Origin of the sequence: Streptomyces sp. HUAS 31 (assembly GCF_028198125.1) — a bacterium.
GTDB classification, from domain to species: domain Bacteria; phylum Actinomycetota; class Actinomycetes; order Streptomycetales; family Streptomycetaceae; genus Streptomyces; species Streptomyces chartreusis.
The window spans coordinates 9,361,020-9,375,480 of the sequence record NZ_CP116353.1; the positions used below are offsets into that span (position 1 = coordinate 9,361,020).

The following is a 14,461-nucleotide window of genomic DNA, read 5'->3' on the forward strand; positions in this document are numbered from 1 at the left end:
GCGGCACTCGCGGAATTGGATATTCCACTGCCGCCCATAATCGTCCACCGCGACTCGATGAGGGTGATCGACGGGCTGCACCGACTGCGTGCCGCCCAACTGCGCGGTCACAGCACCATCGCGGTGACCTTTTACGACGGCACCGAGGCGGACGCCTTCGTGCTCGCCGTCGAGTCGAACGTGCGGCACGGGCTGCCGCTGTCGCTCCCGGACCGCAAGCGGGCCGCGGTGCGGATCATCGCCACGCACCCGCAGTGGTCGGACCGGAAGATCGCCTCCGTGACGGGCATCGCCCCGGGCACGGTCGCCGACGTCCGCCGGTCGGCGCCGGCTGGCGACCCGGCGGAGGATTTCGCCAGGATCGGTCGGGACGGCCGGGTCCGGCCCGTCGACATCGCCGAGGGGCGCCGTCGGGCGGGGCAGCTGATCAGCGAGAACCCGAATCTCTCGCTGCGTCAGATCGCCCGGGCCGCCGGCATCTCCCCGGAGACCGCGCGGGACGTCCGCAATCGTCTCAGTCGAGGGGAGGAGCCGCTGCTCCCCCCGAGGCCACGGGGCGTCCGGCCGCGCCCGCGTGAGGAGATCCTCAAGGTCGTGCCGCAGCCGAGCCACGGCGAGGACCGGCATGACGCGGTCGCCGGGCCCGCCTTCACCGAAGGGCTCTCGGCGGTGAACCGGCTCAAGGCGGACCCCGCTCTCCGCCTCAATGAGACAGGGCGTCAATTACTGAGGCTGCTCAGCGTTCACATGCTTCCGCCGGCCGAGTGGGAGGGAATAGTCGACACGGTCCCGCCGTACTGGAGCGGCACCGTCGCGCATCTGGCGCGTGAGTGCGCGCATATCTGGGAAGAGGTCGCGGCCCGAGTGGAGAAGAACGTTGCCCAGGGCGATGATTCACCGCCTTCTCGGGCCGATTCATCGGCCTGCCCGACCGTGTGACTTCACCGGCCGAGCGGCCGTGTGACATCACCCGCTTGTCCAACTGCATGATTCGAGCGGTTGGACACCTGTGCCATCAACCCCTCTCGCGGAAACGGAAGCCTTCCGGCCGGGCGGCATTAGCGAAGCCGCCCGGCGGAACGGCATGCCGCCCGGCCGTCCCGCCTATTTCCGCGGGCCGGGCGCACGCGATTCACACGGGGTGCTTCTACGCGCGCAGCACTTCTCGGATTTCTGTCATGTTCACGATTCTCTGATCGTCGTCCAGCACGTACAAATGCTCATCAGGAGCACGTGGTTGGCCGGAATTCAGACAGGTATCGTCGCCTCCCGGATCGCGAGACCGGAATGCGTTCGAGAGTCACTCCGCACATTCACGGTCGCTGCATCCCCGAATCCCTACACCAGGAGGTCCCCGTCGACATGCTGGTCACTCAGACCCCCGGTGGGGTGATGATGAAGGGCGGCGATGATTCGGAGCCCTCCAAGATCAGGCCGGGAACATCGCGGCGGGTACTCGCCTTTGTGGGGCCCCATCGGAAAATCGCGGTCGCCCTCATTCTCGTGACCCTCGTCGATTCACTCGTCATCGTCACGACTCCCCTCCTGCTGAAGGAGATCGTCGACAGCGGGATCATGAAGGACGACGCCCGGCTCGTCGTCGTCCTGGCGCTTCTCGTCGCCGCGCTCGCCCTCGCCGGCTCCGTCACCCAACTCGCGCAGAGCGCCCTGTCCGGCCGTATCGGCCAGGGAGTCAGCCACGACCTGCGGGTCCAGGCGTTCCGCCATGTACAGCGCATGCCACTCGCGTTCTTCACCCGCACCCAGACCGGCGCCCTCTCCAGCCGGCTCAGCACCGACGTGGTCATGGCCCAGCAGGCCCTCACCACCCTGCTGCTGTCGGCGACCGGCGCCGTCACCGTGGTACTGGTCCTCGCCGAGATGTTCTATCTCTCCTGGCTCGTCAGCCTCATCGCGCTCGTGCTGCTGCCGCTGTTCTTCTTTCCCTGGCTCTACATCGGCCGCCGACTCCAGGCGCATTCCAGGAAGCAGATGGAACTGCACGCCAACCTGAGCGGAACGATTCACGAGCGCTTCAATGTGCAAGGCGCCATGCTGGCCAAGCTGTTCGGCCGCCCGGCCGAGGAACTGGCCGACTACCAAGGCGAAGCGGAGCGTGTACGAGAGGTTGGCGTCCGCCTCACCATCTTCAGCCGCCTCGCCTTCATCCTCATGGCCCTCCTCACCGCGCTCACCACCGCCCTGGTGTACGGCGTCGGCGGCGGACTCGTACTCGACGGCGTCATCGGACTCGGCACCCTGGTGGCCCTGGCCACCCTCCTGGGCCGGCTGTTCGGCCCCATCACCCAGCTCTCCAGCATGCAGGCCAACGCACTCACGGTGCTGATCAGTTTCGACCGGATCTTCGAACTGCTCGACATCAAACCGCTCATCGAGGAACACCCGGACGCCGTCGCGCTCCCCGCACCCAGCAGCGCCTCGGCCCCCGAGATCCGCTTCGACCAGGTGTCCTTCGCCTACCCCCGCCCCGAGGAGGTCTCACTGGCCTCCCTGGAAACCCACTCGGCCGCCGGTGACCAGCGCAGCAAGCCCGTGCCGGAGGTTCTGCACGGACTGGACTTCAGCGTCGCCCCCGGCACGCTAACCGCGCTCGTCGGCCCCTCCGGCGCCGGCAAGACCACCATCACCCACCTGGTGTCCCGGCTGTACGACGTGACCTCGGGAGCCGTTCGCATCGACGGCACGGACGTACGCGACCTCACCTTCGACTCCCTGCGCGCCACCGTCGGAGTCGTCGCCCAGGACGCGTACCTCTTCCACGACACCATCCGGGCGAACCTCGCCTACGCCCGACCCGAGGCGACCGAGGAAGAGCTGATCGAGGCCTGCGAGCAGGCCCGCATCCTGGACCTGATCCGCTCCCTGCCCGACGGGCTCGACACCGTCGTCGGCGACCGCGGCTTCCGGCTCTCCGGCGGCGAGAAGCAGCGACTGGCCGTCGCCCGGCTCCTGTTGAAGGCACCGGCGATCGTCGTGCTCGACGAGGCCACCGCCCACCTGGACTCCGAATCGGAGGCCGCCGTCCAACGCGCGCTCAAGACAGCCCTGAGCAACCGCACCTCAGTGGTGATCGCCCACCGGCTCTCCACCGTCCGCGAGGCCGACCAGATCCTCGTGATCGACGACGGCCGAGTCCGCGAGAAGGGAACCCACGACGAACTCCTCGCCGCCGGCGGCCTCTACACCCACCTCCACAACACCCAGTTCAGCAAGTCCGAAACGCTGCCACCGCCCCGCAGCAACGGCCACCGCGACCAGGGCCCACAGCAGGACCCGACGGGCCCGAGGATCCGCACGCGAGGCGGTGCCACGGGCGGCGGAATGGGCCCCGGCGGTGGCATGGGAGGTGGCATGCCGGGCGGCGGGATGCCCGGGGGCGCGATGGGTGGCGGCGGAATGGGCGGCCCTGGCATGGGCGGCGGGCCCGGAATGCGGGGCCCACGGGTGCGGGGCGACGGCTCCCCCTGATCAACACCAGCAGCCCGAGAAGCGGTCGTCCGTCGAAGGGGGAGACATGAACGGCACATCGGTGGCAGCGCCCGTCTCGGTGCTGGAGTTGTTCCGTGCACGGGTGGTCGAGGCACCGGATGCGGTGGCTGTCGTCGAGGGCGGGCGGCAGGTGTCGTACGGGGAGTTGGACGCGGCGTCGGATCGGGTGGCGGCGTATCTGCGGGAGCGCGGGGTCGGTCGTGGGGATCGGGTGGCCGTACGGCTGGAACGTTCCGCCGACCTGATCGGCGTGCTGCTGGGTGTGTGGAAGACGGGGGCGGCTTACGTCCCGGTGGACAGTGCCTATCCGGCGGAGCGTGTCGCGTTCGTGCTGGAGGATTCCGCGCCGGCGGTGACGATCGATGCGGTCGTGGAAGGTGGGGGCGAGGCTCCGTCTGGTGCGGTCACCGAAGGCGATCTCGCGTATGTGATGTACACGTCGGGTTCGACGGGGATGCCGAAGGGTGTTGCCGTGCCGCACGGGAGTGTGGCGGCGTTGGTGGGGGAGCCGGGTTGGGGTCTCGGCGCGGGTGACGCGGTGCTGTTTCATGCTCCGCATGCCTTCGACATCTCGTTGTTCGAGGTGTGGGTGCCGTTGGCGGGCGGGGCGCGGGTGGTCGTCGCGGAGCCGGGTGTTGCGGTGGACGCCGGGGCGGTGCGGCGGTACATCGCTGCCGGGGTGACCCATGTGCACGTCACCGCCGGGCTGTTCCGGGTGCTGGCGGACGAAGAACCCGACTGCTTCACCGGCGCCCGCGAAGTCCTCACTGGTGGAGACGTCGTACCCCTGGAGGCGGTGGAGCGACTCCGGGCGGCCTGCCCTGATGTACGCGTCCGGCATCTGTACGGCCCCACGGAATCGACCCTGTGCGCCACTTGGTACCTCGTCGAGCCGGGTGACGACACCACTCGGGTACTGCCGATCGGCCGCTCGCTCGCCAACCGTCACGTCCATGTGCTCGACGATTTGCTCCGGCGCGCGGCCCCCGGTGTGACGGGTGAGCTGTACATCGCCGGCGCGGGACTTGCCCGTGGGTATCTGGGCAAGGCGGCGCTCAGCGCCGAGCGGTTCGTGGCCTGTCCGTTCGCGGACGGGGAGCGGATGTACCGGACGGGTGATCTGGCCCGTTGGACGGACGACGGCGAGCTCGTCTTCGCCGGCCGTGCTGACGCGCAGGTGAAGATCCGGGGCTTCCGGGTCGAACTCGGCGAGGTGGAAGCCGCGTTGGCCGCGCAACCCGCCGTCGCTCAGGCCGTCGTGGTCGCCCGTGAGGACCGGCCCGGCGAGAAACGGCTCGTCGGATACCTCGTCCCCCATGGGGACCAGGCAGACCCCGACGATTTGCGTGCGCGACTCGCGCGGACCCTGCCCGACTACATGGTCCCGGCCGCCCTCGTCGTACTCGATGCCCTGCCCCTGACCGTCAACGGCAAGGTGGACCACAAGGCCCTGCCCGCACCGGAGTTCACCGCCACCACCGACGGCGAACCCCGTACGCCGGCCGAGACCCTCCTCTGCGAGCTCTTCGCGGACGTCCTGGGCCGCGAACACGTCGGAGTGGCGGACAGCTTCTTCGAGCTGGGTGGCGACTCCATCATGTCGATGCAGCTCGCCGCACGCGGCAACCGCAAGGGCATCGCCTTCAGCGCACAGGACGTCTTCGAGCACGAAACACCCGCCGCGATCGCCGCCGTTGCACAGCTCGAAGTCACCCCGGACGCGGAGGCACCGCAGGCCGATGCCCCGCTGCTCGACCTCACCGCGGACGAGTCCGCCGAGCTGGAGGCCTTGGTTCCCGGCCTCGCCGAGGTCTGGCCGCTCACGCCGCTGCAGGAGGGACTGCTCTTCCACGCCGCGTACGACGAGCAGGGCCCCGATGTCTACGAGGGCCAGTGGACCCTTGAGTTGAGCGGACGGCTCGATGCCGCCCGACTGCGGGCGGCCTGGAACGGTGTGGCGGCCCGGCACGCGACCCTGCGGGCCGGCTTCCACCGGCTTGCGTCGGGACGGCTGGTCCAAGGTGTCGTGGCGGACGTTGCGATCCCGTGGCGGGAGGTCGATCTCTCAGCGCTCGGCGCGGAGGAGACGGCGGCGCGGCTCGCCGAGACGGCCGCGCAGGAGCAGACGGAACGCTTCGACCCGGCCCGGCCCCCGCTGCTGCGACTGGTCCTCGTCCGGATGTCCGACGACCGCAACCGGCTCATAGTCGTCACGCATCACATCCTCTTCGACGGCTGGTCCATGTCCGTCGTCCTGGACGAGGTCGCGGCGCTGTACGCGTCCGGCGGCGACGACTCCGCGCTCGGGCCGGCACCCTCCTTCCGGGACCATCTGGCCTGGCTGGCGCGGCAGGACAAGGAGGCCGCGCTCACGGCGTGGCGGGCCGAGCTGGCCGGGGTGGACGAACCCACTCTCGTCGATCCCCAGGAAAGGGCGAAGGACTCGGCCGACGCCGGATTCCTGACCCGCGAGTTCCCGCAGGACCTCACCGCCCGGCTGGTCGCCTTCGCCCGAGCCGGTGGGCTGACCGTCAACACGTTGCTCCAAGGCGCTTGGGCGTTGGTGCTCTCGCGGCTCACGGGCGGCACCGACATCGTGTTCGGAGCGCCCGTCGCGGCCCGGCCCACCGAACTGCCGGGCGTCGAGGGCATGGTCGGCGTGTTCATGAACACCGTGCCCGTCCGGGTACCGCTCGACGGCGAGCAGCGGGTGCTGGACATGCTGACCGCGCTGCAAGGCCGCCAGTCCGCCCTGATCGGCTCCCATCATGTGGGGCTCTCGGAGCTGCAGAAGCTCACCGGGTCCCGTTCCGCCTTCGACTCGGTTCTGGTCTTCGAGAACTACCCCCGGGCGGTCGGCTCCGCCGAATCCCACGACGGCCTACGGACGGATCATGTCTCGACCGTGGAGGGCACCCACTACCCGCTGACGCTGGGGATCGTCCTCGCCGACCACCTCCGGGTCCGCCTCGCCCATCGCCTCGCCGTGTTCTCGGAAACGGACGCCGAGGGCCTGGCGCACGCCCTGACGCGTGTGCTGGAGCAGGTGATCTCAGATCCGTCGATGCCGGTGGGACGGATCGCCGTCCCCGGCGTCGCCGCCGATCCCACCCCGCTGCGGGACACGCCTGAAGCACACACGGAGACCTCCCCGCTCCCACCCCACCGCTTCACCGACCAGGCCGCACGCACGCCCGCAGCCACCGCCCTCATCGCGGCCGAGCGGGAGCTGACGTACGCCGAACTCGCCCGTGACGCCAAGCACCTCGCCCACCACCTCGCCGCACGCGGCATCGGCCCCGACACCCGCGTGGCCGTCCTGGCGCCCCGCTCGGTGGAACTCGTCACCGCCCTGCTCGGCATCGCGCTCGCGGGCGGCGCTTACGTTCCCGTCGACCCCGACCACCCGGCTGACCGCATCGCCTTCGTGCTCGCCGACGCCGCGCCCGCGGCGGTGCTCTGCACGGCCCAGACCCGGCCGATGGTGCCGGAGGGATTCACGGGCCTGGTGGTCACCCTGGACGAAGACCGACCGGAGGGCGACTTCGACGACGGCCGCACGCTCATCGCACCCGACGCCGACCACATCGCGTACGTCATCCACACCTCCGGTTCCACCGGCGCCCCCAAGGGCGCCGCCGTCACCTGGGGCGGGCTGCGGAATCTGGTCGCCGATCGGATCGGGCGTTACGGCATCGGCACGGACACCCGACTCGTGCAGCTGGTCTCGCCGAGCTTCGACGTGTCGATGGCCGATATCTGGCCGACGCTGTGCGCGGGCGGCCGTCTGGTGCTCGCCCCGCCGGGCGGGCACACCACCGGCGACGAGCTCGGCGATCTGCTGGCCGATCACCGCATCACCCACGCCGTGATGCCCGCCGTCCAGCTCACCCACCTTCCGGACCGTGAACTGCCCGCACTGCGCGTGCTGGTGAGCGGCGGCGACGCCCTCCCGGCGGACACCCAACGACGCTGGGCGGCCCGCTGCGACCTCCACAACGAGTACGGCGTCACCGAGGCGACCGTCGTCTCCACCGTCACCGCCCCGCTGGACGACGCGGGCCCGCTGACGATCGGCCGTCCGATCGCACGCGCCGGCGTCCACGTCCTGGACGGCTTCCTGCGGCCGGTGCCGCCGGGCGTGACGGGCGAGCTGTACGTGACCGGCACCGGGGTGGCCCGCGGCTACCTCCTTCGGCCTGCGCTCACCGCCCACCGGTTCGTCGCCGACCCGCACACGGGCGGCGGGCGCATGTACCGCACCGGCGACCTCGTCCGGCGCACCCACAGCGGCGAGCTGGTGTTCCTCGGACGGGCCGACGCGCAGGTCAAGCTGCGCGGACACCGGATCGAGCTGGGCGAGGTGGAGGCCGCGCTCGCCGACCACGCAGACGTCGAGCAGACGGTCGCGGCGATCCACGACGCCCGGCTCATCGGTTACGTCGTGCCTGCCCACGGGCGGGTTCCCGACCCCTCGGCCGTACGCGCACACGCCTCCCGCACGCTCCCGGACTACATGGTCCCGGCCGCCGTGGTCGTCCTCGACGAGCTGCCCCTGACCCCGAACGGCAAGCTGGACCGCGACGCCCTGCCGCAGCCCGACTTCGCCTCCGAAGCCGTCGGCCGGGCGCCGAGGACCCCCGCCGAGGAGATCCTCTGCACCGCCGTCGCCGAGACGCTCGGACTGGACCGGGTCGGCGCCGACGACAGCTTCTTCGTGCTCGGCGGCGACTCCATCACCTCGCTGCAACTCGTCACCCGGGCCCGGCAGGCCGGACTGGTCGTCACGCCCAGGCAGATCTTCGACGAGAAGACCCCGGAGCGGCTCGCGCTCGTCGCCGAGCCCGTCGGCACCAGCGACCGGTCATTCGACGCCGACGACGGTGTGGGCGAGGCGCCGTGGACGCCGGCCGCCCACCTCCTGGGCGAGCGGGTCGCGGGCGGTGCCTTCGCGCAGTGGACGATCCTCGCCACGCCGCCCGGTCTCCGCCAGGACGCCCTCGCCACCGCTCTCTCGGCCCTGGTCGCGACCCACGCCATGCTCCGCGCCCGGGTGACGGATGACGACGCCGGGCCACGACTGATCGCCGGCGGTACGGACTCCGAGGACACCTCAGGTCTCCTGGTCCGCGTGGACGCGACCGGGACCCCGGAGGAACTCGCCGACGCCACCGAGGCGGCCGCCCGCGAGGCCGTTGCCCTGCTCGACCCGTCGGCCGGGGCGATGGTCAGGGCCGTATGGCTCGACGCTGGACCCGAGCGGGCCGGGCGGCTGGTCCTCGCCGTGCACCACCTCGCCGTCGACGGGGTGTCGTGGCGGATCCTCGTGCCCGACCTGAGGGAGGCGTACGAGGCCGCGACCGCCGGTCACTCCCCGAGTCCCGCCCCGGTCCCCACCTCCTACAGGCGCTGGACACGGCTGCTGGCCGCGGAGGCGCACCGCGATCACCGTGTCGCCGAACTGCCCGCCTGGGCCGCCCTGCTGCGGGATGCCACTCCGCTGCCCGGCGTACCGCCCCTCGACCCGGCCCGGGACACGGCGGATACCGTACGTCACACGTCCTGGACGCTGCGGAACAACGACACCGCCACCCTCGTCGGCCGGACGGCGACCCTGTTCCACTGCGGCATCCACGACATCCTGCTCGCCACGCTGGCGGGAGCCGTCGCCCACTGGCGTGACGATCCCTACGCGCCGGTCCTGGTGAACGTCGAAGGCCACGGCCGTACGCCCCTGGACGGCGCCGATCTCTCCCGTACCGTCGGCTGGTTCACCAGTGCCCACCCCGTACGGCTCGACGTCAGCGGCGTGGACCTCTTCGGGGTGATGGACGGCGAGAGGGCTGCGGGGCTGCTGCTGAAGTCCGTCAAGGAACAGATCCGTGCCGTGCCGGGTGACGGGCTGGGATACGGGCTGTTGCGGTACCTCAATGCCGGGACGGCACCGGTCCTGGCCGAACTGCCCGTGCCCCAGGTCGGATTCAACTACCTGGGCCGGTTCGACGCCCGGGCCGGCGGATCCGTTCGCGCGGGCGCGAGCGTGCCGTGGGAGCCGGCGACTCCACGCGCCCTGTACAGCTCCGACGACCCGCGCATGCCCCTGCCGCACACCCTGGAGGCCGGTGCCGTGGTCCGCGACACCCGCCACGGCCCCGAACTGACCCTCACCCTCAGCCGCCCGGCGCGGGTGCTGGCCGACGATGCCGCGGACTCCCTCGGCCGTATCTGGCTGGCGCTGCTGCGGGGGCTGGCGGCCCACTCGGACCGCCCGGCGGTCGGCGGCCACACACCGTCCGACTTCCCCCTGCTGGACCTGGACCAGGACGAGGTCGAGCAGCTCGAAGCGATCGCAGCGGACCTCGAAGGAGGCCTGTCCCGGTGACGTCCACAACCCCGGTCCACGGCTCGGCGCTCGCCGAGGTGTGGCCCCTCTCTCCCTTGCAGGAAGGTTTGCTCTTCCACGCCGAGTACGGCAGGCAGGGGCCCGACCTCTATACGATCCAGCGCACCGACCTGCTGAGCGGGCCCATCGACTCAGGCCGACTACGCGCCTCCTGGCGGGCCCTGCTGAACCGGCACTCCGCCCTGCGCGCCAGCTTCCACCGCCGAAAGTCGGGCCGGACCGTCCAGCTCATACCGCGCGAGGTCGCCCTGCGCTGGCGCGAGGCCGATCTGTCGGACACGGACCTGTCCGAGGAGGAGGCGCTCGCCGAGGTGCGGCGGCTGGCCGCCGAGGAGCGGGCGGAACGGTTCGACCTCGCCAAGGCGCCCCTGCTGCGGCTGCTGCTCGTCCGGCTGTCCCCCGAGCGGCACTGGACCGTGATGACCTCCCATCACATCCTGCTGGACGGCTGGTCGATGCCGGTCATGCTCACCGAACTCGCCGCGATCTACGCGGCCGACGCGGACGCCTCGGGACTCGGCCCGGCACCCACCTTCCGCGACCATCTGGCCTGGCTGTCCCGGCAGGACAAGGAGAGCGCGAGCGAGGCATGGCGCGAGGAGCTGGCCGACGCCGACGGCCCCACCCTCGTCGCCCCGGCCGTCCCGGAACACTCATCCGTGCTGCCCGAGCGGCATGCCCTCACCCTCTCCGACGAACTCTCCGACGCCCTCACCACCCTGGCCCGGCGCCACGGCCTGACCGTCAACACCGTGATGCAGGGCGCCTGGGCGATGCTCCTCGCCCGGCTGACCGGCCGCACGGACGTCGTCTTCGGCGCGACCGTCGCCGGCCGTCCCGCCGAACTCCCCGGCGTCGAGTCGATGGTGGGCCTGTTCATCAACAGCGTGCCGGTACGGGTCCGCCTCGACGCCGACCAGCCCCTGCTGCGCCTGCTGACCGAGCTACAGGCCCGCCAGTCCGCGCTCCTGCCCCACCAGCACCTCAGCCTGCCCGAGATCCAACGGGTGGGCGGACCGGGCGCCGTGTTCGACGCCATGCTGATGTTCGAGAACTACCCGCTGCCGCCCGAGGAGGCGCCCGCGCCCGGAGCGCTCGCCTTCACCCACCTGGAGGGCCGGCAGGCCACCCACTACGCGCTGACCCTCGGCGTGATGCCGGGCAGCCCCATGCGGCTCCACGTGACCTACCGGCCCGACGCGATCGACGCCGACGTGGCCCAGGACCTGCTGGGCCGGCTGGAGTGGGTGCTGGAGCAGTTGGTCTCCGACCCGTCCGTCCTGGTGGGCCGCGTCGGACTGGTGGGACGCCTGGAGCGCGGGCTGGTGGTGGAGGGCTGGAACGCCACCGCCGGTGACGTCCCCTCGGGCTCCTCCGTACTGGAGATGTTCCGGGCGCGGGTGGCGCAGGCGCCGGAGGCGGTGGCTGTCGTCGACGGTGAGCGGCGGTCGTCGTACGGAGAGCTGGACGCGGACTCCAACCGGGTGGCGGCCTACTTGCAGGGCCGTGGGGTGGGCCGGGGCGACCGTGTCGCGGTGCGGTTGGAGCGGTCGATCGACCTGATCGCGGCTCTGCTGGGTGTGTGGAAGGCGGGGGCTGCCTACGTCCCCGTGGACAGCGCCTATCCGGCGGAGCGCGTCGCGTTCATGGTGGAGGACTCCGCGCCCGTCCTGACGATCGACGACCTCTCGGCCTTCAGCGCCGAAGGCGAGCCCGAGGTGGTGGAGACGGCCGGGGACGACGTCGCGTACGTGATGTACACGTCCGGTTCGACTGGGATGCCGAAGGGCGTCGCCGTGCCGCACGGGAGTGTGGCGGCGTTGGTGGGGGAGCCCGGCTGGGGCGTCGGCCCCGGGGACGCGGTGCTCTTTCATGCCCCCCATGCCTTCGACATCTCGTTGTTCGAGGTGTGGGTGCCGCTGGCGAGCGGCGGTCGGATCGTCGTCGCCGAGCCCTCTACGGCCGTGGATGATGCGGCCGTTCGGCGGCACATCGCCGACGGGGTGACGCATGTGCACGTCACCGCGGGGCTGTTCCGGGTGCTGGCCGAGGAGGCGCCGGACTGCTTCGAGGGCGTCCACGAGGTCCTCACCGGTGGTGACGTCGTACCCCTGGAGGCGGTGGAGCGGGTCCGCGCGGCCTGTCCCGAGGTGCGCGTCCGGCATCTGTACGGCCCCACCGAGGTCTCCTTGTGCGCGACCTGGCATCTGTTCGAACCAGGTGAGGAGCAGGGGGACGTGCTGCCGCTGGGGCGGCCGCTCAACAACCGTCAGGTGTACGTCCTCGACCCCTTCCTCCAGCCGGTGCCGCCCGGCGTGACGGGTGAGCTGTACGTCGCCGGCGCCGGGCTCGCCCGCGGTTATCCGGGACGCGCCGGGCTGTCGGCCGAGCGGTTCGTGGCCTGTCCGTTCGCGGACGGGGAGCGGATGTACCGGACCGGCGACCTGGTGCGCTGGACCACCGGTGTCGAGCTGGTCTTCGTGGGCCGCGGGGACGCGCAGGTGAAGATCCGTGGCTTCCGGGTCGAACTCGGCGAGGTGGAAGTCGCGTTGGCCGCGCAACCCGCCGTCGCCCAGGCCGTCGTGGTCGCCCGGGAGGACCGGCCCGGCGAGAAACGGCTCGTCGGATACCTCGTACCGAGCGGCGAGGAGCCGGACACCGAGGCAGTACGCGCTTCGTTGGCGGACACGCTGCCGGAGTACATGGTCCCGGCCGCCCTTGTCGTACTCGACGCCCTGCCCCTGACCGTCAACGGCAAGGTCGACCTGAAGGCCCTGCCCGCACCGGAGTTCGCGGGCTCCGCGAGCCGGGAGCCGCGCACCGCCGCCGAGAAGCTCCTGTGCGAGCTGTTCGCCGAGGTGCTGGGCCGGGAGCGGGTCGGGGCGGCCGACAGCTTCTTCGAGCTGGGCGGCGACTCCATCATGTCGATGCAGCTCGCCGCGCGTGGGACGCGCCGCGGTGTGGTGTTCAGCGCGCAGGACGTGTTCGAGCACGAGACTCCCGCAGCGATCGCCGCAGTGGCGCAACTGGAGGCGGACGGCGAGGCAGCCCGGGACATCGGCACGGGCCCCGTCCCGCCGACGCCCGCCTTCGCGGCCACCGGACCCACCGCCGCCCGTCCCGGGTTCGCGCAGTGGATGGTGGTCGGTGCCCCGCCGGTGCTGGACGTGGAGACGATCACCGCAGGGCTCGGCGTACTGCTCGACACGCACGACATGCTGCGTGCCCGGGTCGTGGAAGGGCTGCGGCTCGTGGTGGGGGAGCGGGGCGGTATCGACCCGTCCTCGCTGGTCTCCGTGCTCCGGGTGACCGACCCCGGTGAGCTGGACGGGGCCGTCGAGCGGGCGGCCCGGGCGGCTGCGGGGCGGCTCGATCCGGCGGCCGGAGTGATGGTGCGGCTGGTCTGGGTGGACGCCGGTCCGGGCCGGGTGGGGCGGCTGGTCCTCGTCGCGCACCATCTCGTCGTCGACGGGGTGTCGTGGCGGATCCTGCTGCCGGATCTGCGGGCCGCGTGCGAGGCGGTCGCACTGGGCCGGGCGGCCGAACCGGGCGCGCAGGGCAGGGCGGCCGAGCCGGGCGCGGTGGGAACGTCGTTCCGGCGCTGGGCCGCGCTGCTGGAGTCCGAGGCCCGGCGCGAGGAGCGGGTCGCCGAACTGGACGGCTGGCGGGCGGTGCTCGCCGGTGGCGACGCGCCGATCGGCGGCAGGGCGCTCGACCCGGCCCGTGACACCGCCGGCACCCTCGAACGCCATGCCTGGACCGTGCCCGCACCACAGGCACGAGTGATCGTCGGACGCACCCCCGGCGTCTTCCACTGCGGTGTCCACGAAGTCCTCCTCGCCACGCTCGCCGCGGCCGTCGTAGAGTGGCGCACCGGTACAGACCATGACGTTCTGGTGGATGTCGAAGGCCACGGCCGTACGGCGGTGTCCGGCGCGGAACTGTCCCGAACGGTCGGCTGGTTCACCAGCGTCCACCCGGTGCGGATCGATCTGACCGGCGTCGACGTGGCGGACGCGTCGGCCGGGGGAGCGGCGGCGGGCGCACTGCTGAAGACGGTGAAGGAGCAGTCCCGGGTTATCCCCGGGGACGGCCTCGGCTACGGGTTGCTGCGTCACCTCAACCCCGACACGGCATCGGTCCTGGCCCAACTCCCCACCCCCCAGGTGGGCTTCAACTACCTCGGCCGATTCCCCGCCCCCGCCACCGAAGTGGCCGCATGGCAGCCCGCAGGGCCCACCGCCCTCGGCGGCTCGAACGACCCGGACATGCCCGTCAAGCACGCCCTCGACGCGGGAGCGGTGATCCGCGACAGCGCCGAAGGCCCCGAACTCACCCTCCTGTTGAGCCACCCCTCCGGCCCGCTCGACGCCGCCTCGGTCCAAGAGCTCGGCCGGACCTGGCTACGGCTGCTGGACGGCCTGGCCGCGCACACCGAGGACCCGTCGGCCGGCGGTCACACCGCGTCCGACTTCCCCCTCCTCCGCCTCGACCAGGACGAAGTCGACGAGCTCGAAGCCGAGTTCGCCGACGAGCACCCGTAGTCAC

The 14,461-nt window shown here is 71.6% G+C and carries 3 protein-coding genes and 1 pseudogene; all 4 read left to right on the forward strand.

Features of this window, described 5'->3' with window-relative positions:
* The first annotated feature begins 57 nt into the window (after positions 1-57).
* The 4 genes and pseudogenes from PGH47_RS40740 (at position 58) to PGH47_RS40755 (ending at position 14,457) form a co-directional block, all read left to right on the forward strand.
* Positions 58-939, forward strand: coding sequence for a ParB/RepB/Spo0J family partition protein (locus tag PGH47_RS40740; protein WP_271667676.1), 882 nt, complete (start codon positions 58-60; stop codon positions 937-939).
* Between the two features lie 564 nt (positions 940-1,503).
* A complete protein-coding gene (locus PGH47_RS40745; protein WP_271667677.1) occupies positions 1,504-3,489 on the forward strand; it encodes an ABC transporter ATP-binding protein in 1,986 nt (661 codons plus the stop codon).
* Positions 3,490-3,553: 64 nt separating this feature from the next.
* A pseudogene (locus PGH47_RS40750) lies at positions 3,554-9,892 on the forward strand (amino acid adenylation domain-containing protein); the annotation flags it as partial.
* Positions 9,889-14,457, forward strand: a complete 4,569-nt coding sequence (locus tag PGH47_RS40755; protein ID WP_271667679.1) for a non-ribosomal peptide synthetase — start codon at positions 9,889-9,891, stop codon at positions 14,455-14,457. The pseudogene PGH47_RS40750 and the gene PGH47_RS40755, both read left to right, overlap by 4 nt.
* Positions 14,458-14,461 lie beyond the last annotated feature (4 nt).

Bases quoted from the DNA above. Each gene is read 5' to 3' on its own strand.
- PGH47_RS40740 (WP_271667676.1), top strand. From the start codon at position 58: ATGAGGGTGATCGACGGGCTGCACCGACTGCGTGCCGCCCAACTGCGC.